Origin of the sequence: Pseudomonas sp. zfem002, assembly GCF_032621685.1 — a bacterium.
Classification (GTDB): Bacteria; Pseudomonadota; Gammaproteobacteria; order Pseudomonadales; family Pseudomonadaceae; genus Aquipseudomonas; species Aquipseudomonas japonica.
Map to the genome: position 1 here is coordinate 705470 of NZ_JAVYJH010000001.1, position 24924 is coordinate 730393.

Genomic DNA, 24924 nt, shown 5'->3' on the forward strand with positions numbered 1-24924 from the left:
TCAGCCATGAAAAAACCGGCGCCCCTGGGTGCCGGTTTTTTCGTTCGGGGACCGCTTTGCGGTCCTTCGCGGTGGTTCGTCACACGACAAGCCACGCTCCTACGGGGATCGCGCGGCCTGCGCTCTTGTAGGAGCTGGCTTGTCGTGTGACGAACCACTGCGAAGGCCTGCAAAGCAGGCCCAAAGGCTCAGTAGCTGGCCCGTACGGTAAAGGTGAAGTTGCGCGGTTCCCCATAGAAGTTCGAACCCCACGGGCTGTCCACACGCTCGTAGTACTTGCGGTCGAACAGGTTGTTGCCGGTCAGTTTCACCGACAGGTTCTTGTTGATCCGGTAGCCGATCTGCGCCGAAGTCAGCGCATAGCCACGCTGCTCGAAGTCGACGTTGCGCCGGTAGTAGGTCGCACTCACCGCACGCACGCCACCACCGACACTGAAGTCCTTGAACAGGCCGTCGCTGAACTGGTAATCGGTCCACAGGTTGAAGTTGTGCTTCGGCGTGATGGTGCTGAAGGTGCGTCCTTCCGCCTCCTCGGAACCGTTCATCGAGCGGGTCATGGTGTAGGCATAGCCGGTCACCACGCTCCAGTTGTCGGTCAGGTTGCCGCTCAGCTCGGTTTCCCAGCCCTGGCTGCGCACCTTGCCCTGGGCGCGGTAGTACTGCCCACCGGACACCAGCTCGGCACGGTTCTCGTCGTAGATGCGGAACATGGCGAGGCTGCCGTTCAGGCGTCCGTCGAAGAACTCGCGCTTGAGGCCCAGCTCGTACTGCTCGCCTTCACGCGGGGCGATCACCGAACCGCTGGCGTCGATATCGGTTTGCGGCTTGAACACCTTGGTGTAGCTGGCGTAGGCCGAAAGCTCCGGGGTCAGCTTGTAGACCAGCGCGCCATACGGGATGAATTTGCGATCGATGTTGGTCTCGGTCTCGCCGAACTGGTTGAAGTAGGCGTTGGCGTTCTTGCCCTCGGCCTCGAACCAGGTCACCCGGCTGCCAAGGATGACATCCAGCTCGTCGGTCGCGGCAATCTTGGCCCGGCCGTAGGCGCCGTACTGCCGCGAGGTGGACCAGGTGCCGTTGCCCATGGCGAATTCCTGCTTGGGAATATCGATGCTGCGCGGATCGAACACGTTGATCGGGAAGTACTCGCCGCCACCGTAGGTGAAGTCCTTGTTCAGGTGCTGGTACTCGGCACCGACGGTGAACTCGTGGGTGCGTCCGAAGGCTTCCACCGGCAGGGTGACGAAGCTGTCCAGGCCGAGGCTCTTGATATGGGTGTAGTAGGAATACGCCACCGCCCAGCTATCGCCGTTGGCCGGGTTCACGGCATCGTCCGACCAGGTGAAGTTGCGGGTCGGCGTCTCGGCATCGCGATAGGTCAGCGAGGTCTTGAACTGGCCGCCGTTGTCCAGGCTGTGATCGACTTCGGCAAAACCTTCCCAGACCCGCTCGTCCAGCTCGTTCCACTTGGCATCGACGAAGGTCGATCGGCTGACGTCCAGCAGGGTGCCGTCGGCATAGGCCGGCAGGCCGAATGCCGGGGTCGAGCGGTTCTTCTGGTAGGTGCCGCCCAGGGACAGGGTGGTGGACGGGGTGATGTCGTATTCCAGCCGGCCATAGACCATCGGCCGCTCGTTCTTGGCGTAGTCGACCCAGGACTGGTTGTCTTCGTAGGCGGTGACGAAGCGACCGCGCAGGCTGCCGTCGGCGTTCAGCGGGCCGGTGACGTCGACGCTGGAGTGGTAGTTGTCCCAGGAACCGGCGGAAACCTCGCCGTTCAGGCCGAAGGTGCCGAGGGCGCGCTTGCGCACCACGTTGATGGTCCCGCCCGGCTCGCCGGAGCCCTGGTACAGGCCGCTCGGGCCGCGCAGCACTTCGACGCGGTCGTACATCGCCAGGTCGAAGCTGGTGGCCAGGTCGCCCTGGCCGGTGGCCTGGGACACGCCGTCGACCTGCACCTGGTCGACGAGGAAGCCGCGCATGTACACGTCGTTCAGGCTGGAGCCGGAGTTGTACGACTTGATCGTCACCCCGGTGACCTGGCGCATGGCGTCCTGCAGGTTGTTCATGTTCTGGTCGTTCATGCGCTGACGGGTGACCACCGAGACCGACTGCGGAATGTCCTTGAGCTTCTGCTCGCCCTTGCCGATGGTCACCGCGCCGGTGGTGTAGGAGCGGCTGCCTTCGGTGGTGGCGCCGAGCAGGTCGGAGTTGATCTTCGTGGCGCCGAGTTGCACGGCCTCGTCACCACTGACGCGCTTTTCCAGGGTCACGCTGTCGCCGTCGATGTAGCTGGCCGACAGCCCGGTGCCGGCGAGCAGGCGGCCCAGCGCCTCGCTCTGTGGATAACTGCCGCTCAGGCCCGAGGAGCGCAGGCCCTGGGTGACCTCCGCCGTGACCAGCACCTGCACCCGGGTAACCGCGCTGAAGGCTGCCAGCGCGCCGTCGAGGGACTGCGCCGGAATGTCGAAGCGGTAGACCTGCGCCTGCGCCTCGCTGGCGGCCAGAACCGGCAGCGCAAAGGTGCCGCCGCCCATGGCGATGGCCAGGCTGAGCAGCGTCGGCAAGTGCCGGCGGGTGGTGGTGTGTGGCATCGGTGGTGCTCCCCCAAATCGTCGAAGTCGTCGAACGGCGCCGCACTATCTGAGAGTGCTTGTTATTCGCGCCTACGAGTTCAAGGACGTTGGGGTTGCGGGAAACCCTGAAACTTTCTGAAATTTTTTCTTCAGCCTTCGCGCAGCACCCGCAGCCAGGGGGTGTATTGCTCGGCGTTGAGCCCGAGGGTGTGCTTCAGGGCCTTGAGCACGGCGTCCGGCTTGTCGATCTCGAACACCCCGGAAACCTTGCGCTGGCGCAGCGTATCGCCGAGCACCAGGGTCTGCCCCGGCCAGTAGCGGTTGAGTTCCTCGACCACTTCGGCCAGCGGCTGCTGGCGGAACACCAGTTGCCGCTGGCGCCAGGCGAATTCGGCGGCGGCGTCGATCTCGTGCACCGCGGCCAGACGCGCGTCCTGGTACTCGACACCCCGTCCCGGTTCCAGCAAGACCGTCTGCTCACCGCCGGCGCTCACCTGCACCTTGCCCTGGGCGACCCGCACGCGGGTCTGCTCACCCTGGCGCGCGACGCTGAAGCGGGTGCCGACCACCTTGACCCAGCCATCACCGGAACGGATCACGAACGGTCGCGCCGGATCGGCGCTGACCTCGAACCAGGCCTCGCCGCGCAGCAACTGCACGCGCCGTTCGTCCTGGCCGAGATCGATCTGCACGGCGGTATCGGTGTTGAGCTGGACCTGCGAACCATCGGCCAGGCTCAGGCTGCGCGACTCGCCGGTAGCGGTGGCGTAGTCGGCACGCCAGCGGTCCGGCCAGGGGCTGTGCAGGGTCAGCGCGCCCACCGCCAGCAACAGCGCCGCGGCACTGGCCCAGAGCCGCGGCGTCGGCCGGCGCCAGCGCGCCCGCTCGGCCTCGCGCAGTTGCCGCGCCGGTGCGCGCAGGGCGCCGAGCAGCGCCAGCACTTCGTCCCAGGCCTGGGCCTGCTGCGGACCACGCTCCAGCCAGGCGGCAAAGTCTTCGCGGTCGCGACTGCTGACGTCGTCGGCCTGCAGGCGGTAGTACCAGGCGCTGGCCTCTTCGAACAGGTCGTCAGGGTGGGACATGCGCGTATCCATGGCGGCGGAGGGCTCGTTCATCGTGCCCCCGGTGTGTCGTCGAACAGGCGGGTCTTGATGAAGGCCCGGCAATCCACCAGCGCGCGACGCAGTTGGTATTCGACGCTGCGCGGGGAGATCTTCAGACGTTCGCCGATCTCCCGGTAGGACAATTCGTCGACATGATAGAGCAGGAAGATGTGCCGGGTCGCCTCGGGCAGGGCTTCGATGGCTTCGTGCATCAAGCGTTGCTCCTGCTGGCTGGCCAGTTGTTCTTCGGCGCCGGGGGCGTTGCATGGCAGCTCTTCGCTGGGCTCGCCAGCGTCCAGGCGATCGCGGCGGATGGTCTGGCGCTGATGGTCGCGCACCAGGTTGCTGGCGATGGTGAAGAGAAAGGCCGGCAGGTTGTCGACCTTCTTGTCGGCAGGCAGCCGCGCCAGGCGCAGGAAAGACTCCTGGGTCAGGTCGGCGGCCACCTGGCTGTTGCCAGTGCGCCGCGCGACGAAGGCTTCCAGGGCTTTCTTCTGCTCGGCGAACAACCGGGCGATCTGCGTATTCCACGAAGACACGGGCACGTCCTGGCGGGTCTCAAGAGGTGCGCAGGCTAGCAGGGAATAAGAGTGATTCGCAATTGATATCGTTGGCCTACAGGGTGGTCGGGCGGCCCTGGCGGTCCAGCTCGAACACCTTGCCCTGCTGGAAGCGCGAACGCAGCCAGCGCTCGGCCTTGCCGCGACCCTGGCGCAACGGCCAGATCAGATCGACGCCCACCAGCCAGTCGGTATGCGGGTAGGCGCTGAGTTGCAGTTCCACCAGCTCGCCGCTCTCCAGTTCGCGGCGAATCAACTGCCGCGGCAGGGTCGCCCAGCCCAGCCCGGCACGCACCATCTCCATCAGCGCCAGGTAGCTTTCCGCCTGCCACATCTGCGTGGCGCGCAGGTATTCGCTGCTCGGCAGCTTGTTGGCGTGGGCGCTGAAGGCCAGGCGGCGGTGGGCATGCAGGTCGGCGAAGCTGACCGTCGGCAGGGCCGCCAGCGGGTGCCGGGGGTGAGTGACGTGAACCATGATCAGCTTGCCCAGTTGCTGGAATTCCAGCTCCCGCGGGTACTCCGGCTGGGAAAAGGCGATGCCCAGGCTGGCCTCGCCCTTGAGCACCATCTCGCTGACATCGCCGTAGACCGGATGACGGACGATCAGGTCGACATAGGGAAACGCCTGCTCGAACTCGGCGAGCACCGGCATCACCGTGTTGTAGGGCACCTCGATGGCCAGGGTCAGGCTCGGCTCGACCTCCACCGCCATGCCGTCGGCATGCGCCTCCAGGGCCAGGCAGCGTTCCAGTACCGCCTCGGCCTCCAGCAGCAGCTTGTGCCCGGCCGGAGTCAGGGTCGGGATGCGGCTGGCGCGGTCGAACAGCACCACGCCCAGGTCGGTTTCCAGGTTGGCGATGGCCGCACTGACCGTCGACTGGGTCTTGCCCACTCGCCGCGCCGCCGCCGAGAACGAGCCGGCCTGCACCGCGAGGACGAATACCTGCAACTGCTCCAGTGAAAAACGCATGTCCACCCTCTCCCGAACCATCGACCAGATCGATGGTTACTCATTTGTTTCATCGACCACAAGCGGAAAGAATCCGCCTCAGCCAGCACGCATCCCTGATCGTCGCTGCGCCAACAGCACGGGCGCCCATTTACAAAAACAACAGCCGCACCTTCAGGAGACACGCGCAATGAGCCGTATCCCGACCCACCCGGTGGACGAGGTCCTGCCTCTCCGCCAGCTGTTCACCTTCGGTCTGCAACATGTGCTGGTGATGTACGCCGGCGCCGTGGCCGTCCCGCTGATCCTCGGCAGTGCCCTGGGCCTGACCCAGGCGCAGATCATCACCCTGATCAACGCCAACCTGCTCACCTCGGGCATCGCCACCCTGATCCAGACACTGGGCTTCTGGAAGTTCGGCGCCCGCCTGCCAATGATCCAGGGCTGCTCGTTCATCGCCCTGGCGCCGATGATCATGATCGGCAAGGAGTTCGGCCTCAGCGAGATCTTCGGCGCGGTGATCGCCGCCGGGGCCATCACCATCGCCCTGGCGCCGGTGTTCAGCCGCCTGCTGCGCTTCTTCCCGCCGGTGGTGATCGGCAGTCTGATCACCATCATCGGCGTCTCGCTGATGCCGGCGGCGGCGATCTGGCTGGGCGGTGGCAACCCGGGCAGCGACGATTTCGGCAACCCGGCCAACCTGCTGCTGGGCCTGGCGACCGTGGCGGTCACGCTGGTGATCTACGCGAAATTCTCCGGCTTCATCGGCAACCTCAGCGTGCTCATCGGCCTGTTCGTCGGCAGCCTGATCGCCGCCGCCTTCGGCATGACCGACTTCAGCCAGATCGGCAGCGCCGCCTGGTTCGAACTGAGCCCACCGATGGCCTTCGGCGTGCCGAAGTTCTCGACCATGCCGATCCTGGTCATGACCCTGGCGATGCTGGTGATCATGGCCGAGACCACCGGCAACTGCCTGGCCATCGGCAAGCTCACCGGCAAGCCGACCGACCAGCGCACCCTGGGCAACGCCTTCCGCGCCGATGGCCTGTCGACCATGCTCGGCGGCCTGTTCAACAGCTTCCCGTACAACGCCTTCACCCAGAACACCGGGCTGATCGCCCTCTCCAACGTGAAGAGCCGCTTCGTGGTGGCCGCGGCCGGGGCAATCATGGTGCTGATGGGGCTGTTTCCCAAGCTCGGCGCGCTGATCGCCGCGGTACCGACGCCCGTGCTCGGCGGCTGCGCCATCGTGATGTTCGGCATGACCACCGTCGCCGGTATCCAGGAGCTGTCCCGCGTGCAGTTCGACGGCACCCGCAACGGCATCATCGTCGCCGTCTCGGTCAGCGTCGGGGTGCTGCCGATGTCCTTCCCGGCCCTGTTCGAGCATGCCAACGGCGCGCTCAAGCTGGTCCTGGAAAGCGGCATCTTCCTCGGTGCAATCACCGCCATCGTGCTCAACGTCCTGCTCAACCCCAACCCCGAAAAAGCCGTCGACAGCGCGCCTGGCGAGACCGCCCGGCTCAGCGACTGAACGGCACGCCGCACCTTTTCCACTGCCCAACGGAGTTCCCATGACCAGCTTCAGCAACCTCACCCCCGCCGGTGTTTCCGCCCTCGACCTGACCCTGCTGCGGGAAACCATCCGCCTGTCGCAGACCTCCCGCGACAGTGGCCGGCATCCGTTCGCCGCGCTGGTGGCCGACCGTGAAGGCACGGTGATCGCCAGCGCCGGCAACAACTCGATGCCGCCCGAAGGCGACCCGACCCAGCACGCCGAGCTGCGCGCCGCCGCCATGGCCGCAACCCGGCTGTCGCCCGAGGAACTGGCCCAGTGCACCCTCTACACCAGTGCCGAGCCCTGCTGCATGTGCGCCGGCGCGGTGTACTGGACCGGCATCGGCCGGGTGGTCTACGCCTTGTCCGAGCATGCCTTGCTCGGCCTGACCGGCGACCACCCGGAAAACCCGACCTTCTCCCTGCCCTGCCGCGAAGTGTTCGCCCGCGGCCAGCGTCAGGTCGCGGTGCTCGGGCCGATGCTGGAAAGCGAGGCGGCTGGCGCCCATGAGGGCTTCTGGAAGTGAATCGGGGGATCTCCATCCACGTCGTCGACGTCGCCAGCGGCTGCGTCGCCGAGGGCCTGGCGCTGAGTCTGCTGCGGCTCGAGGGCGAACAGTGGGTGCCGGTCTGCAATGGCCGGATCGGCGCCGATGGCCTGCTCGGCGAGCTGGCCGGCTGCGCCGGGGACTGCGTTGCCGGCGTCTATGAAGTGCGCCTGGACGTGGCCGCGTTCTATCGCTCGACGGGCATGACGCTACCCGAGCCCGCGTTTCTCGATGTGCTGCTGTACCGCTTCGGTCTGGCCGACACCGCCCAGCACTACCACCTGCCGTTCAAGCTGACCGCCTGGGGCGTGTCCTGCTTCCGCGGCGGGGCCTGACCGGCAATACCGCGAGGGGGAGCCTCGCGTCTTGTGCCCTCCTCGCGGGGGCACCTTTTTCTTCCGGTATTCACCCACAACCACAACAAGGGAACACCCGATGCCTATCGACCTGCGCGCCGCTCCGGCTGGCGCCCTGCTTCTGCTCGCCTCGACCCTGGCCTGCGCCGACGGCGGCTCGCCACTGCTCTGGCACGACGAAAGCCTCAGCTACCTGTACGGCAAGAACTTCAAGGTCAATCCGCCGATCCAGCAGACCTTCACCCTGGAAAGCGCCAGCGGCTGGAGCTGGGGCGACCTGTTCTTCTTCGTCGACCAGATCAATTTCAACGGCAGGGAAGATGGCCTCAGCGGGCGCAACACCTATTACGGCGAGCTGCAGGGGCGATTGAGCTACGCCAAGCTGAGCGGGCAGAAGATCGCCTTCGGGCCGGTGAGCGATGTGCTGCTGGCGGCCACTTACGAATTCGGTGAAGGCGATACCGAGACCTACCTGCTCGGTCCCGGCTTCGACCTGGCGATTCCCGGGTTCGACTATTTCCAGCTGAACGTCTATTACCGCAAGCCCGACGGCCATCGCGTTCGCGCGGGCGCCGTGCAGGTCACCCCGGTGTGGTCGTATACCGTGCCGCTGGGGCGTTCGGACCTGCTGATCGATGGCTACATCGACTGGATCGTCAACAACCGGGATGCCAGCGATTCACGCCGCGGGCAGAGCGACTACCACGCCAACCTGCACATCAATCCGCAGGTGAAGTACGACCTGGGCAAAGCCATGGGGTACGAGGCGAAGCATCTGTATGTGGGGGTGGAGTACGACTACTGGTCGGACAAGTACGGGATTGAGGATTCGAAGGGGTTCACGACGGACCAGAACACGGCCAGCGTGTTGGTCAAATACCACTTCTAAGGCCACACACAGTCGGCGTGGGAGCGGATTCATCCGCGATTGGGCGCAAAGCGGCCATAAACCCTGAGTCCCCGGTGTATCAGACAAACCCGGGACTCAGGTTTTACGACGGCTCACGCCGCCGATCGCGGATGAATCCGCTCCCACACTGACCGCATACACCTTGGGTTACTGGATTTCCTCCGGCGTCACCACCACCCAGTTCTTGTCCGCCGTCACCGGCAGCCCTTCCTTGGCCTGCGCCGCTGCGTGCCTGGCCATCATCCCGTTGATCTGGTCCATGTACTTGGCCTTGCGGTTGATCCACAGGTGGATGCCGCCCTTGGCCACATCGACGCTGTGGAACAGCATGTAGCCGTCGCTGCTCGGGGTGTCGCCGCCCACCAGCACCGGTTTCTTCCATTCATCGATATAGGTCAGGATCGCCGCCTGCTTGCCGGCCATCCAGGTCGCCGGGGTCCACAGGTACGGGGTCAGTTCCAGGCCGAGGTTGGCGGCAGGCTCGTATTTGCCGGCGCTGATCTGCTTGCGCGCGGTGGTCAACGCCCCCGTGGCGCGGTCCTTGAGCAGCAGGCTGACACCGATGACATTCTGCGGCTTGACGTTGTAGCCGTACTTCGGATCGGAAGCGACCATGCGCACCAGTTCCTCCGAGGCCGCGGTCATCACGTAGACCTCGATGCCGTTCTCCATCAGCTTGTTGTACAGCTCGGTCTGCCCGGTGAAGACCTTCGGCGGCTGCACCTCGATGGTCTTGACCTGATCACCCTCGAAGTAGGTGCTCGGCACCGGCTTGCCCGAGGCCATCAGTTCGTCGACGTAGCCCTTGAGCTCCTTGAGGGTGAAGCCGGAAAACACCTGCGCGACCCAGGGGTAGCAGACCATGTCGTCGATTTCGCAGAGGCGGTAGTAGTAGCTGAACAGGCTTTCCTTGTGCTCGGCGGTGTCCTTGAACGGCATCAGCTTGAGCGACGGGTCGAGCTTGTCGCGGGTCAGCACGCCCTTGTTCTCCATGAAGGGCAGCAGCGACTCTTCGAGGTCGAAGCGGTAGCTGGTGTTGTCCATGTCGAACACCGCGTAGTTACCCTTGTGGGCATTGGCAGCGATCATCGCGTCGAGCTGTTTGGCGGCCGGTTCGGGCCAGTGCTTCAACTCCACCGCGAGGGCCTGGCCGGCCAGCAGCAGGGCCAGACCGGCGACGAGGCCTTTGGCGCGGCCGTTGGCGCGAATCTTCGGAGCGAACGTCATGTGCGGATCTCCTGGAAAGATGAGCGCTCCACCCTAAGCACTCCGGCACCGTCGATCCGCTCTGACAGCGACCCTGGCAATGGTCGAAACGGCAGGCGCATGCCTGAAAGCGACTGGTGTTTATTCCAGAAACGACATGTTTAATTCCATAACGATATAAATTCGTTTGTTTTCAGACTGTTAGCATTTTCGACTGAGCAACCGCCCAAGGAGGCGGTTGCGTCGTTTTGACTGGAGCTTCAATGAACCTGCCGCTGTTTCTCAATCTGCTGGTGTTCCTCGCATTGCTGCTGGGCCTGGCGAAAACCAATTCGAGCTGGAGCCTGGCGAAGAAGGTGCTGTTCGGCCTGATCCTCGGCGTGCTGTTCGGCACCGCGCTGCACACGATCTACGGCGCCGGGCACCCGCTGCTGAAAGCCACCATCGGCTGGCTGGACCTGGTCGGCAACGGCTACGTGCAGCTGTTGCAGATGATCGTCATGCCGCTGATCTTCGTCTCGATCCTCTCCGCCGTGGCGCGCCTGCACAACGCCTCGTCCCTGGGCCGGATCAGCGTGCTGACCATCGGTACCCTGCTGTTCACCACGGCCATCGCGGCGCTGATCGGCATCGTCCTGACCAACCTGTTCGGCCTCAGCGCCGAGGGCCTGGTGGCCGGTGTCCAGGAAACCGCGCGCCTGGCGACGATCCAGAGCGACTACGCCGGCAAGGTCGCCGACCTGAACATCCCGCAACTGCTGCTCTCGTTCCTGCCGAGCAACCCGGTGGGCGACCTGGCGCGGGCCAAGCCGACCTCGATCATCAGCGTGGTGATCTTCGCCGCTTTCCTCGGCGTCGCCGCCCTGCAACTGCTCAAGGACGATGCCGAGAAGGGCAACCGCGCCCTCGCCGCCATCGACACCCTGCAGGCCTGGGTCACCCGCCTGGTGCGCCTGGTGATGAAGCTGACGCCCTACGGCGTACTGGCGCTGATGACCAAGGTGGTGGCCAGCTCCAACCTCGACGACATCATCAAGCTGGGCAGTTTCGTGGTGGTGTCCTACATCGGCCTGGCGCTGATGTTCGGCGTGCATGGCGTGCTGCTGGGCCTGGCCGGGATCAACCCGCTGCGCTTCCTGCGCAAGGTCTGGCCGGTGCTGACCTTCGCCTTCACCAGCCGCTCCAGTGCCGCCAGCATCCCGCTGAGCATCGAGGCGCAGACCCGTCGCCTGGGCGTGCCGCAGGCGATCGCCAGCTTTGCCGCGTCATTCGGCGCGACCATCGGGCAGAACGGATGTGCCGGTCTGTACCCGGCGATGCTGGCGGTGATGGTGGCGCCGGCGGTGGGCATCGATCCGCTGGATCCGCTTTGGATCGCCACGCTGGTGGCGGTGGTGACCCTGAGTTCGGCCGGGGTGGCCGGGGTCGGCGGCGGCGCGACCTTCGCCGCGCTGATCGTGCTGCCGGCGATGGGCTTGCCGGTGGAGTTGGTGGCGCTGCTGATTTCGGTGGAACCGCTGATCGACATGGGCCGTACGGCGTTGAACGTCAGTGGTTCGATGACTGCCGGGACCATTACCAGCCAGTTGCTCGGGCAGACCGACAAGGCTGTTCTGGCTGGGGATGAACAGGTGCAGCTGAGTCACTCGTAAGGGTCAAAGGCCTCATCGCGGGCAACGCCCGCTCCTACAAGGACTGCGTGCACTGCGGACCTTGTAGGAGCCGGCGTTGCCGGCGAAAGGACCGCAAAGCGGTCCCGAACCTCCACTTGCCAACTTTTCCCACCGCTTTATCAGAAGCCACTGATAGTTCTCGGCCCCAAAAGCCTCCAAGGTTGCACGCTTTCAACTGACGAGCTTCAACGAAAGCGATGAAATCAAAAGGGCTATATGGGGGACTGCTGATCCTGATGCTGCTCGCCAGCAGCGGCTGTTTCTGGACGAAAGATCCGGAAATAGCGGTCACGATCGGAGAACCTTGGGCAAACACGCAACAGCGTTCGGCTGTGACGTTTACCGCGAGCCCTGAATCCGACCAAATCATGCTTGCCAGCTCCAATGCACGGCTTCGTCTGATCGATCTCCGGCATGGCTTTGTGACGCAGACCGGTCGGGACATAGTCGTCTTCCTCAACAAAAAGGGACGAGTACAGACCGCGGGATTGTTGCTGGGCGAGGGGCCCATGAGCCTCGACAAGGCGGTCGAGACCGCCGCCGAGCTGCAAAAGCAGATGCGAAAACGCGGTTGGGCGCCCTTCCTGTCTTGGGCAAAGCCGCCTATTGCAGATACACCGGAGTGGCGTGAGTACCTGCATCAAAGCGGCTACAGCACGTTGTCCTTATGGCAAGCAGAAAACAGCTATCTGGCGACGTTCTTCCTGCACCGGATCAAAGACAGCGCTCCAGGCACCGATGGACTTTACGTGCTTTCACTGCACCTCGATCCGGCACTCAAGGGACAGTAGGCAAAGGGCCGCAAAGCGGCCCTCGAATCTCAACGCTTTTCCCACACCTCGAAGCGATACCCCGGCTTCCCTTCCTCCACCGGCCCTGGCTCGCTCGATACCTTCTTCCAGATTGCCTCGTCCACTTCAGGGAACCAGGCATCCCCCTCCGGGCTGATCTCCACCCGGGTCAGGTACAGGCGATCCGCCAACCCGCTGTCCAGCGCCTGCCCATACAGTTGCGCGCCACCGATCAGCATCAGCTCGTCCACGCCCTGCTGCGCCGCCCATTGCTCGGCCCGGACGATGGCGTCTTCCAGCGAGGCGAACACCTCGGCGCCTTGCAGCTGCAGCCCGACCTGGCGGCTGACCACCAGGTTCAGTCGCCCCGGCAGCGGCCGGCCAAGCGAATCCCAGGTCTTGCGCCCCATGATGATCGGCTTGCCCAGGGTGGTGGCCTTGAAGTACTTGAAGTCCCCCGGCAGGTGCCAGGGCATGCGGTTGTCGATGCCGATGACGCGGTTCTCGGCGAGGGCCGCGATCAGGCTGAGGGGGCGTGTTGTTTTCATGGCAGCGAGGATAGCAAAGGATGCCTGGGTTATGCTTCCCCCGGTAATGGGTTCAAGGAAGCTGTACGTGACTGGACTGACCGACCTGGACAAACGCTGGCTGAGCGAAGCGGTACGCCTGCGCGAAGAACACACCGGCCCCCTGGACGACCAGGAAGCCAACCGCCGCGCCCGCCAGCACGGCGGCGACCTGGCGCAACGCATCGAAAGCCGCGCGCTGTGGCTGGCCGAACGCGACGGCCTGCGCCAGGCCCTCGACCACTACAAGCGCGGCGCGCGCCTGGCGCTGCTGGTGCTGCTGGTGCTGGCCGTGTTCAGCGGCGCCGGCCTGGCCTTCGCCGCCCTCGGCGACGGGCAACGCCCGGTCAATGTGTTCTGGGCCCTGGGCAGCCTGCTCGGCCTGGACCTGCTCCTGCTCCTGGGCTGGGCCGCCGGACTGGCCCTGGCCGGCGACCAAGGGGCCAGCCTCGGTCGCCTGTGGCTGTGGCTCAGCGAGAAATTCGCCGGCGATGCCAAGAGCGTGCACCTGGCGCCCGCGCTGCTGGTGCTGCTGCAGCGCCAGCGCCTGACTCGCTGGCTGCTCGGCACTCTGGTCCACGGCCTGTGGTTGCTGGCGCTGGGCAGCGCCCTGGTCGTGCTGCTGATGCTGCTGTCGACCCGCCGCTACGGCTTCGTCTGGGAAACCACCCTGCTCCAGGCAGACACCTTCGTCAGCCTGACCCAGACCCTCGGCGGCCTGCCGTCACTGCTCGGTTTCAACACCCCGGACGTGGCGATGATCCGCGCCAGCGGCGACACCCAGCCGACCCTCGACCTCGGCCGCCAGGCCTGGGCCGGCTGGCTACTGGGGGTGCTGGTGGTGTACGGCATCCTGCCGCGCCTGTTGCTGGCGGCGCTGTGCCTGTGGCGCTGGCGCCGCGGCCGCGCGCGGCTGGCACTGGACCTGAAACTGCCCGGCTACAGCGGCCTGCGTGAAGCGCTGATGCCCAGCAGCGAGCGCCTCGGGGTCAACGATGCCGCGCCGGAGCAACTGCCGCAGATCCCGCGCGGTCACGACGATGTGCAGCACGAAGGTGCGTTGCTGGTCGGCCTGGAACTGGATGACCAGCGCCCCTGGCCGCCCGCGCTGCCGGCCTCGGTGACCGATGCCGGCGTGCTCGACAGCCGCGAATCGCGCCGCCGCCTGCTGGAGCAACTGAGTCACTACCCGCCCGCGCGCCTGGCCATCGCCTGCGACCCGCGGCGCTCGCCGGATCGCGGTAGCCTCGCGCTGCTCGCCGAACTGGCGCGCAGCGCGGCGGCCACGCGGATCTGGCTGATGCTGCCAGCGCCGGGCCAGGCCCTGGATGCCGAGCGCCTCGGTGACTGGCACCAGGCCCTGGAGCAACTGGCCCTGCCCTACGCCGACAGCTCGCCGATCCACTGGCTGGAGCATGGTCATGACTGATGCCCTGAAACTGGCCGTGGTCGGCCACACCAACGTCGGCAAGACCTCGCTGCTGCGCACCCTGACCCGCGACGTCGGCTTCGGCGAGGTCTCCCATCGCCCCAGCACCACCCGCCACGTGGAAGGCGCGCGACTGTCGGTGGACGGCCAGCCGCTGCTGGAGCTGTACGACACGCCGGGCCTGGAAGACGCCATCGCCCTGCTCGATTACCTCGAACGCCTGGAGCGACCAGGCGAGCGCCTCGACGGCCCGGCACGCCTCGAACGCTTCCTGCAGAGCAGCGAGGCGCGCCAGCGTTTCGAACAGGAAGCCAAGGTGGTGCGGCAGTTGATGGCCAGCGATGCCGGGCTCTACGTGATCGATGCCCGCGAGCCGGTGTTGGCCAAGTACCGCGACGAGCTGGAAGTCCTCGCTGGCTGCGGCAAGCCGTTGCTGCCAGTGCTCAACTTCGTCGCCAGCAGCGATCATCGCGAGCCGGACTGGCGCGAAGCCCTGGCCCGCCTCGGCCTGCATGCGCTGGTGCGCTTCGACAGCGTCGCGCCGCCGGAAGATGGCGAGCGGCGCCTGTACCAAAGCCTGCAACTGATGCTGGAAAACGCCCGCCCGGCCCTGCAACGGCTGATCGATGACCAGCAGGTGCAGCGTCAGGTTCGCCAGCACAGCGGCAAGCGCCTGATCGCCGAGTTGCTGCTGGACTGCGCGGCCTGCCGACGCAGCGTGGTGGCCAGGCCAGAGGAGGAAGCCACGGCCATCGCCGAGTTGCGCGATGCCATACGCCAGCGCGAGCAGCGCTGTGTCGAGGCGCTGCTCAAGCTGTATGCGTTCCGGCGTGAGGACGCCAATGCCGGCGACCTGCCCTTGCTGGACGGGCGCTGGGGCGATGACCTGTTCAATCCGGAAACCCTGAAGCTGCTGGGTATTCGCCTGGGAGGCGGGGCCATGGCCGGCGCGGCGGCGGGGGCTGGCATCGACCTGATGGTCGGCGGCCTGACCCTGGGCGTCGCGGCACTTGCCGGGGCCATTGCCGGCGGTGCGCTGGGGACCGCGCGCAGCTATGGCGCGCGCTTGATGGGCAAGCTCAAGGGGCAGCAGGAACTGACCGTGGACGATGCGGTGCTGCGCTTGCTCGCGGTGCGCCAGCGGCAGTTGCTGCAGGCGCTGGATACGCGGGGGCATGCGGCGATGAAGCGGATCCGGCTGGAGAATCCGCCGGATCAGATGTGGCGCGACGGCAAGCTGCCGGCGGCATTGAGCAAGGCGCGGGCGCATCCGCAATGGTCTTCGCTGAACCCGGGGGCGAGGTTGAGCCAGGCGGAGCGGCTGGAGCAGATCGACGAGCTGGTCGAGGAAATCTAGGCCAGCCCCCCCTCCCCCAACAACCGCGCCACATGCCGCTCCGCCAGCGCCGGACCGACACTCATGCCGACGCCGGTGTGCATCAGCGCGGCGCTGATCCCCGGCGCCACCGGCAACAGCGAGAACGGCCCCGGACCACCCGAGCCATACACCCCCTGCCAGCGCTCGAGCACCTGGATGCGCCCGCCCAGGGTGTGCTCGGCCAGCTCGATCATCCACTCGTCCACCTGCTCGGCATTGAACGGCGAGGCATCGCTGCCATAGGCATGGGAGTCGCCAATGATCAGTTCGCCATACGGCGTCGGGCTGATCAGCAGGTGAATGCCGTGCTCCAGCAGATGCGGGCTGTGGGCCGCGACCCGCTCGCGCAGGGCGAGCGCCTGCGGCAGGTCGGCGTAGGCGCCGTAGTGCAGGCAGCTCAGGCCGGTGAGCAGGGCATGCTGCAGGTCCAGCGGGAAACGCGGACGCGCGCGGAGCATCTGCAGGCGGCAGACCTGCGGCTGCAGCGCGGCGATCGGTTCGGCCAGCAGGGTCTGGTAGTCGTGCCCGGAACAGACCACGATCTGCGTGCCGGCGAAGCGGCCCTGGGTGGTGTCCAGATGGCCCGGTTCGATGCCGCGGACCAGGGTGGAGAAGTGGAACTCCACGCCCATCTTGTCCCGCAGCCAGTCGATCAGGCTGGGCAGGGCTTCGCGGGAGAACACCTGCTGGTCGTCGAGGCCGTGCAGGGCCGCGCGGTGATGGGCGAAGCGGCCGTCGTACAGGACGCGCAGGTCTTCGCCTTCGAGCAGGCGCGCGGGGTAGCCGTGTTCGACGGCGCGGCTGCTGCAGAAGGCTTCCAGCAGGTCGCGCTCCTGGTCGGTGCGGGCCAACAGTAGCGAGCCGTTGCGTTTGATCGAGAAGCCGGCGGTTTCCGCCCAGTGCGCCCACAGCGGGCGGCTGGCGCGCGCCAGGTCGAGCATCGGGCCAGGGGGCTGGCCGCTGATCAGGGCCTGGCCGAAGTTGCGTACCGAGGCGCCGAGCGGGGTGGCGCTGCGCTCGAAGACCTTGACCCGCAGGCCACGCCGGGCGGCGGCGTAGGCGTGGGACAGGCCGAGGATGCCGGCGCCGATGATGAGGAAATCGGTCATTTCTGGGGTCCTTCACGTTTTGGGCCTGCTTTGCAGGCCTTCGCGGGCAAGCCACGCTCCTACGGGGATTATCGCGATCTACTTTCGTAGGAGCGTGGCTTGCCCGCGAAGGACCGCAAAGCGGTCCCCGCTTTTGTCTTACTGCTGCGCCACCTTCTCCGACTTGCCGTCATAGCGCTTGCGCCATTCGCTCAAAATCTCGTCACGGTTCTTCGAGGCCCAGGCGAAGTCGTTCTTGATCAGGCGCTGCTCATAGTCCGCCGGCAATTCGGTCTGCGGTTTGGCAATACCCGGCTGGGCCAGCACGGCGAAGTTTTCCTTGTACAGCTCCATCGCCGCCGAGCTGGCGGAGAAGTCGGCCAGGCGCTTGGCCGCGTCTTCATGCGGAGTGCCCTTGATCACCGCAGTGGCTTCGATCTCCCAGCCCAGGCCTTCCTTCGGCAGGACGATGTCCAGCGGCGCGCCCTGGCGCTTGAGCTGCACGGCCGGGTACTCGAAGGAGATACCGATCGGGAACTCACCGGCAGCGGCCAGCTTGCACGGCTTGGAACCGGAATGGACGTACTGGCCGATGTTCTGGTGCAGGGCATCCATGTAGGCCCAGCCCTGCGGCTCGCCGAAGGTCTGCAGCCAGGCGCTGACATCGAGGAAGCCGGTACCCGACGACGCCGGGTTGGGCATGACGATCTTGCCCTTGTATTCAGGCCTGGTCAGGTCCTGCCAGCTCACCGGCTTGCTCAGGCCCTGCTTCTCGGCTTCGACGGTGTTGAAGCAGATGGTCGCGGCCCACACGTCCATGCCGACCCAGGCCGGCGGGTTGGCAGGGTCGCGGTAGTTGCCACCGATCTTGCCCAGGTCCTTCGGCGCATAGCCTTGCAGCATGCCCTGCTGGTCGAGGATCGCCAGGCTGGACGCCGCCAGGCCCCAGACCGCGTCGGCCTGCGGACGCTCCTTCTCGGCCAGCAGCTTGGCGGTGATGATCCCGGTGGAGTCACGCACCCACTTGATCTCGATATCCGGGTTGGCCTTTTCGAACGCCTGCTTGTAGCTCTTCAGCTGTTCGGCTTCCAGCGCGGTATAGACCGTCAGCTGGGTCTGGGCGGCGCTGGCCTGCAGGCTGAACGCGCCGAGGACGGCAGCGGCAAGAGCGAGTGGCTTGAACATGATGGGGTTCCTTTGAAGGGACGTTGGTCAGGTTGGGTGGCGCAATCAATGAGCCGGCGCACGCTGGCGCCAGGCCTGGGAACGCTTGAGCAGGCCGCGGGAGGCCCAGGCCAGCAGCAGCGAAACGCCGGCACTGGTGAACAGGATCAGGGTCGACATGGCGGCAGCTCCGCCGACGTTGCCGGCGTCGTCCATGTTCAGCACGGCCACGGCGGCGAGGATGGTGTCCGGGCTGTAGAGGAAGATCGCCGCCGACACCGTGGTCATCGCCGAGACGAACAGGTAGCGGACGATGTCCAGCAACGCCGGCAGGCAGATCGGCACGGTGACCCGCAGGAAGTGCCGGTACAGCGGCGCCTTGAGCGACAGCGCAGCGGCTTCGAACTCGCCGTCGAGCTGGCGCAGGGCGGTGGTCGCGGTCATCTGCGCGGTGGTCAGGTAATGGGCGACGGTGCACACCACCAGCAGCGCCATGCTGCCGTAGAACACATGCAGCGGGTTGCCCGGCAGGTTGAAGAAGAAGACGTAGCCCAGACCGAGCACCAGCCCCGGCACCGCCATCGGCACGAAGCTGAGCAGGCGCAACAGCAGGTTGAGGCTGCGCTGGCCGCGGGTCTTTTCCATCAGGTAGGCGCCGCTGAAGATCGCCACGCTGCCGATCAGCGCGGTGCCCACGGCCATGGTCAGGCTGTTGCGGTAGGCCAGCCAGCCGCCGCCGGCGGTCTCGTCGAACTGGTAGTGCCTGAACGACAGCGACAGGTTGTACGGCCAGAACTTCACCAGCGACGAGTACACCGCCATGCCAACCACCAGCAGGAGCACGGCGCAGACGACCAGTACGACGGCCAGGAACCAGGCGTCGCGACGGCGCGAGACCTGCGGTTCGAAGACCTGGGCGCGGCCGCTCATGGCGTCGCCCTGGCGGCGGCGCAGCCAGGCATCGACGGCGAAGCTGAGCAGCGCCGGAACCAGCAGAACCATGCCGATCAGCGCACCGCGACCGAACTGCTGCTGGCCGACCACGGCCTTGTAGGCTTCCAGCGCCAGTACCTGGTAGTCGCCACCGACCACTACCGGCACGCCGAAGTCGGTGATGGTCAGGGTGAACACCAGGCAGAACGCCGCGAACACGGCCTGGCGCGTCGCCGGCCAGGTGATGCTGCGGAAGGCGCGCCATGGGCCGGCACCCATGCTCGACGCCGCGTCGAACAGCCGCGCGTCGGCCAGGGACAGGGCGGAAAGGAGAATCATCAGGGCATGCGGGAAGGTGTAGATCGCCTCGCCGAGGACGATGCCCCAGAAACCATAGATGTTGTCGGCAAGCAGCCCGCGCAGCAGGCCCTGGTTGCCGAACAGATAGACCAGGGCGATGGCCGGCAGCATCGACGGCGCTAGCAGCGGCAGCAGGGAAATCCCGCGCCACAGGCGCTTGCCGGGAATCAGCGTGCGTTGCAGGGCGTAGGCGAACAGGTAGGCCAGCGGCACGACGATGGCAGCGACGCTGAGCGCAACCTTGAGGCTGTTGCCCAGCAGCCAGTGGAAGTTCGCACTGGCCAGCAGCTCGCCGGCCGCGACCCAGCCACCGCCCTGACCGGCTTCGCTGCTGAAGCCGCGCCAGAAGATCGCCAGCAACGGCAGCAACACCGAGACCACCAGGAACATCAGCAGCAGCCATTTGCCGCCGACCACGAACAGACGATCACCCAGGGCGACGCCGGCTCGCGATCTTGCCTTCGCGGGTGCGATCGGCAGGGTGATTGGCGCGGCCATGTCAGGCGAACACCTGGAGGGCACGCGGCGGCAGGGCCACCCAGATATCCTGCGAGCCCAGGCTCGGCATGGCCTCCGGCGCGACTTCGGCGAGCAGGGCATGGCCCGGCAACTGGTGCAGTTCAAAGCTCATGCGGCAGCGATTGCCGAGGAAGGTGATCTCGCGCAGACGCGCCGGGAACAGGTTTTCTTCATGCACCAGCGGGTTGATGCTGATCGATTCCGGGCGGCAGAACAGCCGTCCGTTGCCAGCGGCTCGGGCCCCCGGGGCCAGGCGCAGGTTCAGCGCGCCGACCTGGGCGTGGCTGTCGCTGCAGCGCTGGAACGGCAGCCAGTTGCCCTGGCCGATGAATTCGGCGACGAAGGGCGTCGCCGGCTTGTCGTAGATCTGCTGGGCGGTGGCGTACTGCTCGACCTGGCCGTTGTTCATCACGGCGATGCGGTCGGCCATCAGCATGGCTTCGTCCTGGTTGTGGGTGACCATCAGGGTGGTGATGCCCAGCTGGCGCTGCAGCTGGCGCAGTTCCGTGCACAGATGCTCGCGGACCCGGGCGTCGAGGGCCGACATCGGCTCGTCGAGCAGCAGCAGCGACGGCGCCGGGGCCAGGGCACGGGCCAGGGCGACGCGCTGTTGCTGGCCGCCGGAGAGCTGGCCGGGGTATTTCTTTTCGCTGCCGGTCAGACCGACCAGGTCGAGCATGTCGCCGACGCGCTGGCGCACCTCGTTGCGGCCGGCGCCGGCCAGGCCGTAGGCGATGTTGGCCTCGACGGTGAGGTTGGGGAACAGCGCGTAGGACTGGAACAGGATGCCGTAGTCACGGGCTTGCGGCGGCAGGGTGGAGATGTCGCGCTCGCCGATGCTCAGTTCGCCGCGGTCCTGGCGTTCGAGGCCGGCGATGCAGCGCAGCAGGGTGGTCTTGCCGCAGCCGGAGGGTCCGAGCAGGCAGACCAGCTCACCGGCGGCGACATCGAGGGAGACGTCGTGCAGGGCCGTGAAGGCGCCGAAGCGTTTGTGGATACCGCGAACGCGCAGATGTGCGCCGGGATTTGCGTGCGTGTTGTGCATGACAGGACCTCACCGAGCTAGTGGAGGTCATGCTAGGAGCGCTTTGCGAAGGTTCCGTGGCGGTAAGGCAAAAGCTGCCGATAGTGGTATTGGCGGATTTTTGTTGGCGCTGGCGCACAGAACCCTGTGGGAGCGGATTCATCCGCGATCGGCGGCGCAGCCGTCGTAAATCCTGAGTCCCGAGTTTGCCTGACACACCGCAGAGGCAGGTTTACGGCCGCTTCGCGCCCGATCGCGGATAAATCCGCTCCCACACCGACCGCGTCTACCTCAGGAATCGAGCGCCGACATCTCCTGCGCCACCCCCAGGAACGCCGCCGGCAAGCGCGCCTGGCGCCGCTCCTTCAGGCAGTACAGGTACTCGTGCATCACCGGCGCGCCCTCCAGGCTCAGCACCCGCAACGCCGGGTTATGCGGCACTTCATGCCGGGCAATGATGCTGATGCCGATATTGCGCAGCACCGCCTCGCGGATCGACTCGCGACTGCCGATCTCCAGCAGCGCCCCGACCCTGACCCCGGCCCCCGCCAGCATCTGCTCGGTCAGCTTGCGCGTGGTCGAGCCCTGTTCGCGCATCAGCAGGCAATGCCCGCTCAGCGCCGTCAGCGGCACCGACTCCCGCGCCGCCAGCGGATGGCTGCGGTGCACCGCCACCACCAGCGGATCGCTGCCGAGCACGCAGCGCACCAGGCGGGTGTCCTCCAGCAACTGCGAGGACGCCGCCACATCCACCCGGTAGTCCTCGAGCAGCTCCAGCACCTGCTGCGAGTTGCCGATTTCCACCGACACCTCCACCTGCGGCAGACGCTCGCGGAAGATCTTCACCAGATCGAGGATGTAGTACGGCGCGGTCGCCGCCACCCGCAAGGTGCCCTGCCCCAGGCCGCTGTTGCGCAGGAAGAATTCGATATCGGCCTCCTGCTGCAGCAGGGTGCGTACCATCGGCAGCAGGCGCGCGCCGTCCTCGCTCAAGGCCAGGCGACGCCCGCCACGGTAGAACAGCTCGACGCCGTAGTGGCTTTCCAGGTTGCGGATCTGCGTGGTCACCGTGGGCTGACTGAGTCCGAGCTTCTTCGCGGCCAGGGTGATGCTGCCCAGGCGGGCCACCATGTGAAACGCCTTCAACTCGGAACTCAGCATGAAACCCCTTACTTTCTCAGCAGACGCAGGCCGTTGAAGACCACCAGCAGGCTGACGCCCATATCGGCGAACACCGCCATCCACATGGTCGCCATGCCGGCAAAGGTGATCGCCAGGAAGATCGCCTTGATGCCCAGGGCCAGAACGATGTTCTGCACCAGGATCGCCGCGCTTTGCCGCGAGAGCCTGACGAAGGCCGGGATTTTGCGCAAGTCGTCGTCCATCAGGGCGACGTCGGCGGTCTCGATGGCGGTATCGGTGCCGGCCGCGGCCATGGCGAAGCCGATCTCGCTGCGGGCCAGCGCCGGGGCATCGTTGATCCCGTCACCGACCATGCCGACCCGGTGCCCCTTGGCATAGAGCGCCTCGATCGCCGCCAGCTTGTCCGCCGGCAGCAGGTTGCCACGGGCCTCGTCGATACCGACCTGGGCCGCGATGGCCTCGGCGGTGTGCGGGTTGTCGCCGGTGAGCATGAGCGTGCGGATGCCCAGTTCGTGCAGTTCGGCGATGGCTTCGCGGCTGGTCTGCTTGACCGTGTCGGCCACGGCGAACAGCGCCAGCGGGCCGGAAGCGTCGAGCAGCAGGACCACGGTCTTGCCCTGGCGCTCCAGCGCGTCGAGTTTTGCTTCCAGCTGCGGCGAGCACAGGCCCTGTTCTTCTACCAGGCGGTGATTGCCCAGGTGGTAGAGCACGCCGTCCACCTCGCCGCTGACACCGCGGCCCATCAGCGCCTGGAAGTTGTCCACCGCGTCGACGCCGAGGCCCTGCTCCTTGCCCTTGCGGGCAATCGCCAGCGAGACCGGGTGATCGGAGCGCCCGCCAAGGCTGGCGGCGATGCGCTGGGCGCGCTCGGCGAACAGCGGATCGAGCACCTCGATATCGGTCTGCACCGGCTTGCCATGGGTCAGGGTGCCGGTCTTGTCGAGGGCAATGAAATCAAGCTTGCGCCCACCCTCCAGGTACACGCCGCCCTTGATCAGGATGCCTTTGCGCGCCGCCGCGGCGAGGCCGCTGACGATGGTCACCGGGGTGGAGATCACCAGCGCGCAGGGGCACGCCACCACCAGCAGGACCAGGGCGCGGTAGATCCAGTCGAACCAGGCGCCGGCCATGAACAGCGGCGGAATCACCGCCACCGCCAGGGCAAAGGCGAACACCGCCGGGGTGTAGATGCGCGAGAACTGGTCGACGAAACGCTGGGTCGGCGCCCGCGCGCCCTGGGCTTCCTCCACCGCGCGGATGATCCGCGACAGGGTGGATTCGCCCGCCGCGGCGGTGACCCGATATTCCAGCGCGCCGGACTGGTTGATGGTGCCGGCGAACACCTTGTCGCCCGGGCCTTTCTCCACCGGCAGGCTTTCGCCGGTGATCGGCGCCTGGTCGAGGGTGGACTGGCCGCTGATCACCTCGCCATCGAGACCGACCCGCTCGCCCGGCCGCAGACGCACCAGCGCGCCCAATGCCACCTGGGTAACCTCGACCTCGCGCCACTCGCCGTCAGTCTGCTGCACCGTGGCGACATCCGGACTCAGTTGCATCAGCCCGCCAATGGCATTGCGCGCCCGGTCCAGCGAACGCGCCTCGATCACCTCGGCGAGGGTGAACAGCACCATCACCATGGCCGCTTCCGGCCACTGGCCGATCAGCACGGCACCGGTCACGGCGATGCTCATCAGCGCGTTGATGTTCAGGTTGCGGTTCTTCAGGGCGATCCAGCCCTTCTTGTAGGTACCCAGGCCGCAGCCGAGGATCGCCGCCAGGGCCAGCACCGCCACCACCCACTCCGGCGCGGCAGCGCTGAAGTGGACGATCTCCGCGACCAGCGCGGCCACCCCGGACAGCGCCAGCGGCCACCAGGATTTCTTCGCCGGCGGCGCGGCCTTCTCCGGGGCATCGTCGGCCAGCGGCTCGGCCTGCATGCCTAGGGATGCAATGGCCTCGACGATGCCGCGGGTGTTGCCCAGGGTGTGGCGCACGCCGAGGATGCGGTTGATCAGGTTGAATTCCAGCTGCTCGACGCCGGCGAGCTTGCCCAGCTTGTTCTGGATCAGCGTCTGCTCCGTCGGGCAATCCATGGCCTCGATGCGGAAACGGCTGAGCTGGGCATCGGCACTGGCGCTTTCGCGCAATTGCACCAGGGCCGGCGCCTCGGCGGCGGAACAGCAGCCATGGCCATGGTCGTGGGCTTGCGGCTTGGGCGCGCAACAGCCATGGGCCTGCTCGCTGGCGTGAGCGTGATGGCTATGGTCGTGATCGTGCGGGGCTTTGTGCGGGTCGAAGCTGACAGGTCGATTCATGAGGGTTCATCCCTAAAGGTCCTGTTGCCAAGTGAACACCCTGTAGCCACTATAGGGTCAAGCAATCCGACGAGGGGTTTCCAGATGAAGATCGGCGAACTGGCCAAGGCCACTGACTGTGCGGTGGAGACCATCCGTTACTACGAGCGGGAGAACCTGCTGCCGGAACCGGCACGCAGCGAGGGCAACTACCGGGTCTACACCCAGGCCCATGTCGAGCGCCTGACCTTCATCCGCAACTGCCGCACGCTGGACATGACCCTGGAGGAAATCCGCAGCCTGCTGAAGTTGCGCGACAGCCCGCAGGACCAGTGCGAGAGCGTCAATGCGCTGGTCGACGAGCATATCGAGCATGTGCAGGCGCGGATCGACGGGTTGCTGGCGTTGCAGGAACAACTGGTGGAGTTGCGCCGGCGCTGCAGTGCGGAGGGCGCGCATTGCGCGATTCTGGAGAGATTGGAGGTGAATGGGGCCGTGTCGGTGCCGGAGGCGGAGCATTCGCATGTAGGCAGAAGCCACGGCCACTGAAGATCACCGCGGTCTCTGTAGGAGCTGGCTTGCCTGCGAAGGACCGCAAAGCGGTCCCCGAATGCAGTGCGGTCCTTCGCAGTGGTTCGTCACACGACAAGCCAGCTTGTGTCTTCAGGACCTCTTAAAATCAAGGTGTGAGAGCGGTGGATGGCAGACTGGATGCCGGCGGTGCCCTAGAGCACGTGTGGGAGCATAGTCGCCATCCACCTCTCACTCTGACCCGAAGCCCGAACAGTTGAATGAGC

General features: G+C 66.2%; 21 protein-coding genes. 9 read left to right on the forward strand and 12 right to left on the reverse strand.

Translation table 11 applies throughout. The annotated features are described in order from the left end of the window. Positions 1-188: 188 nt before the first annotated feature. The 4 genes from RTI28_RS03180 to RTI28_RS03195 form a co-directional block, all read right to left on the reverse strand. The gene (locus RTI28_RS03180) at positions 189-2594 is read right to left on the reverse strand and encodes a TonB-dependent siderophore receptor (RefSeq protein WP_316919076.1); all 2406 of its coding nucleotides are present in this window, start codon (positions 2592-2594) and stop codon (positions 189-191) included. A 131-nt stretch (positions 2595-2725) separates the two neighbouring features. After that, positions 2726-3658, reverse strand: coding sequence for a FecR family protein (locus RTI28_RS03185; RefSeq protein WP_316919077.1), 933 nt, complete (start codon positions 3656-3658; stop codon positions 2726-2728). 29 nt (positions 3659-3687) lie between these two features. Further along, positions 3688-4218 carry an RNA polymerase sigma factor gene (locus RTI28_RS03190; protein ID WP_316919078.1) on the reverse strand — a complete coding sequence of 177 codons (531 nt, stop codon included), beginning with the start codon at positions 4216-4218 and terminating at the stop codon, positions 3688-3690. Between the two features lie 76 nt (positions 4219-4294). Then, positions 4295-5209, reverse strand: a complete 915-nt coding sequence (locus RTI28_RS03195; protein ID WP_316919079.1) for a LysR family transcriptional regulator — start codon at positions 5207-5209, stop codon at positions 4295-4297. A gap of 169 nt (positions 5210-5378) precedes the next feature. Here RTI28_RS03195 and RTI28_RS03200 point away from each other — a divergent pair, with 169 nt between their 5' ends. From RTI28_RS03200 to RTI28_RS03215, 4 genes are all read left to right on the forward strand, one after another. Then, on the forward strand, positions 5379-6722 hold the full coding sequence (locus RTI28_RS03200; RefSeq protein WP_316919080.1) for a nucleobase:cation symporter-2 family protein: 1344 nt from the start codon (positions 5379-5381) through the stop codon (positions 6720-6722). 40 nt (positions 6723-6762) lie between these two features. After that, complete coding sequence (locus tag RTI28_RS03205) at positions 6763-7272, forward strand: nucleoside deaminase (protein WP_042121158.1); 510 nt, start codon at positions 6763-6765, stop codon at positions 7270-7272. Then, the gene (locus tag RTI28_RS03210; RefSeq protein ID WP_316919081.1) at positions 7269-7628 is read left to right on the forward strand and encodes a hydroxyisourate hydrolase; all 360 of its coding nucleotides are present in this window, start codon (positions 7269-7271) and stop codon (positions 7626-7628) included. The genes RTI28_RS03205 and RTI28_RS03210 overlap by 4 nt, the downstream gene beginning before the upstream one ends. A 100-nt stretch (positions 7629-7728) precedes the next feature. Beyond that, positions 7729-8538: an outer membrane protein OmpK gene (locus tag RTI28_RS03215; RefSeq protein WP_316919082.1), complete on the forward strand. Its 810-nt coding sequence runs from the start codon at positions 7729-7731 to the stop codon at positions 8536-8538. Positions 8539-8706: 168 nt separating this feature from the next. Here RTI28_RS03215 and RTI28_RS03220 read toward each other — a convergent pair whose 3' ends face one another. Then, positions 8707-9786 carry a haloacid dehalogenase-like hydrolase gene (locus RTI28_RS03220; protein WP_316919083.1) on the reverse strand — a complete coding sequence of 360 codons (1080 nt, stop codon included), beginning with the start codon at positions 9784-9786 and terminating at the stop codon, positions 8707-8709. A gap of 242 nt (positions 9787-10028) precedes the next feature. Between RTI28_RS03220 and RTI28_RS03225 the strand changes: the two genes are divergently transcribed. Continuing rightward, on the forward strand, positions 10029-11417 hold the full coding sequence (locus RTI28_RS03225) for an L-cystine transporter (RefSeq protein ID WP_316919084.1): 1389 nt from the start codon (positions 10029-10031) through the stop codon (positions 11415-11417). 257 nt (positions 11418-11674) lie between these two features. After that, the gene (locus tag RTI28_RS03230) at positions 11675-12229 is read left to right on the forward strand and encodes a hypothetical protein (protein ID WP_316919085.1); all 555 of its coding nucleotides are present in this window, start codon (positions 11675-11677) and stop codon (positions 12227-12229) included. Positions 12230-12258: 29 nt separating this feature from the next. Here RTI28_RS03230 and RTI28_RS03235 read toward each other — a convergent pair whose 3' ends face one another. Beyond that, positions 12259-12777, reverse strand: a complete 519-nt coding sequence (locus RTI28_RS03235; protein ID WP_316919086.1) for a dihydrofolate reductase — start codon at positions 12775-12777, stop codon at positions 12259-12261. 67 nt (positions 12778-12844) lie between these two features. Between RTI28_RS03235 and RTI28_RS03240 the strand changes: the two genes are divergently transcribed. Together RTI28_RS03240 and RTI28_RS03245 are read left to right on the forward strand one after the other, a co-directional pair. Continuing rightward, the gene (locus RTI28_RS03240; RefSeq protein ID WP_316919087.1) at positions 12845-14224 is read left to right on the forward strand and encodes a DUF2868 domain-containing protein; all 1380 of its coding nucleotides are present in this window, start codon (positions 12845-12847) and stop codon (positions 14222-14224) included. Continuing rightward, positions 14217-15581 carry a GTPase/DUF3482 domain-containing protein gene (locus tag RTI28_RS03245; protein ID WP_316919088.1) on the forward strand — a complete coding sequence of 455 codons (1365 nt, stop codon included), beginning with the start codon at positions 14217-14219 and terminating at the stop codon, positions 15579-15581. The genes RTI28_RS03240 and RTI28_RS03245 overlap by 8 nt, the downstream gene beginning before the upstream one ends. Here RTI28_RS03245 and RTI28_RS03250 read toward each other — a convergent pair. The 6 genes from RTI28_RS03250 to RTI28_RS03275 all read right to left on the reverse strand — a co-directional run bounded on the left by RTI28_RS03250 (position 15578) and on the right by RTI28_RS03275 (position 24148). Further along, on the reverse strand, positions 15578-16711 hold the full coding sequence (locus tag RTI28_RS03250) for a TIGR03364 family FAD-dependent oxidoreductase (RefSeq protein WP_316919089.1): 1134 nt from the start codon (positions 16709-16711) through the stop codon (positions 15578-15580). The two genes, RTI28_RS03245 and RTI28_RS03250, sit on opposite strands and share 4 nt — an antisense overlap. Positions 16712-16849: 138 nt before the next feature. Next, positions 16850-17875 (reverse strand): putative 2-aminoethylphosphonate ABC transporter substrate-binding protein, encoded by a 1026-nt coding sequence (locus tag RTI28_RS03255; protein ID WP_316919090.1) that lies wholly within the window; start codon positions 17873-17875, stop codon positions 16850-16852. Positions 17876-17920: 45 nt separating this feature from the next. Continuing rightward, a complete protein-coding gene (locus RTI28_RS03260; protein ID WP_316919091.1) occupies positions 17921-19645 on the reverse strand; it encodes a putative 2-aminoethylphosphonate ABC transporter permease subunit in 1725 nt (574 codons plus the stop codon). A 1-nt stretch (position 19646) separates the two neighbouring features. Next, the gene (locus RTI28_RS03265; RefSeq protein WP_316919092.1) at positions 19647-20711 is read right to left on the reverse strand and encodes a putative 2-aminoethylphosphonate ABC transporter ATP-binding protein; all 1065 of its coding nucleotides are present in this window, start codon (positions 20709-20711) and stop codon (positions 19647-19649) included. A 270-nt stretch (positions 20712-20981) separates the two neighbouring features. Continuing rightward, complete coding sequence (locus RTI28_RS03270) at positions 20982-21851, reverse strand: LysR family transcriptional regulator (protein ID WP_316919093.1); 870 nt, start codon at positions 21849-21851, stop codon at positions 20982-20984. An 8-nt stretch (positions 21852-21859) separates the two neighbouring features. After that, positions 21860-24148, reverse strand: a complete 2289-nt coding sequence (locus RTI28_RS03275) for a heavy metal translocating P-type ATPase (protein ID WP_316919094.1) — start codon at positions 24146-24148, stop codon at positions 21860-21862. Positions 24149-24232: 84 nt separating this feature from the next. On the opposite strand from RTI28_RS03275, the gene cadR reads away from it, so the two are divergent. Beyond that, a complete protein-coding gene (cadR, locus tag RTI28_RS03280) occupies positions 24233-24676 on the forward strand; it encodes a Cd(II)/Pb(II)-responsive transcriptional regulator (RefSeq protein ID WP_316919095.1) in 444 nt (147 codons plus the stop codon). Positions 24677-24924: the final 248 nt, after the last annotated feature.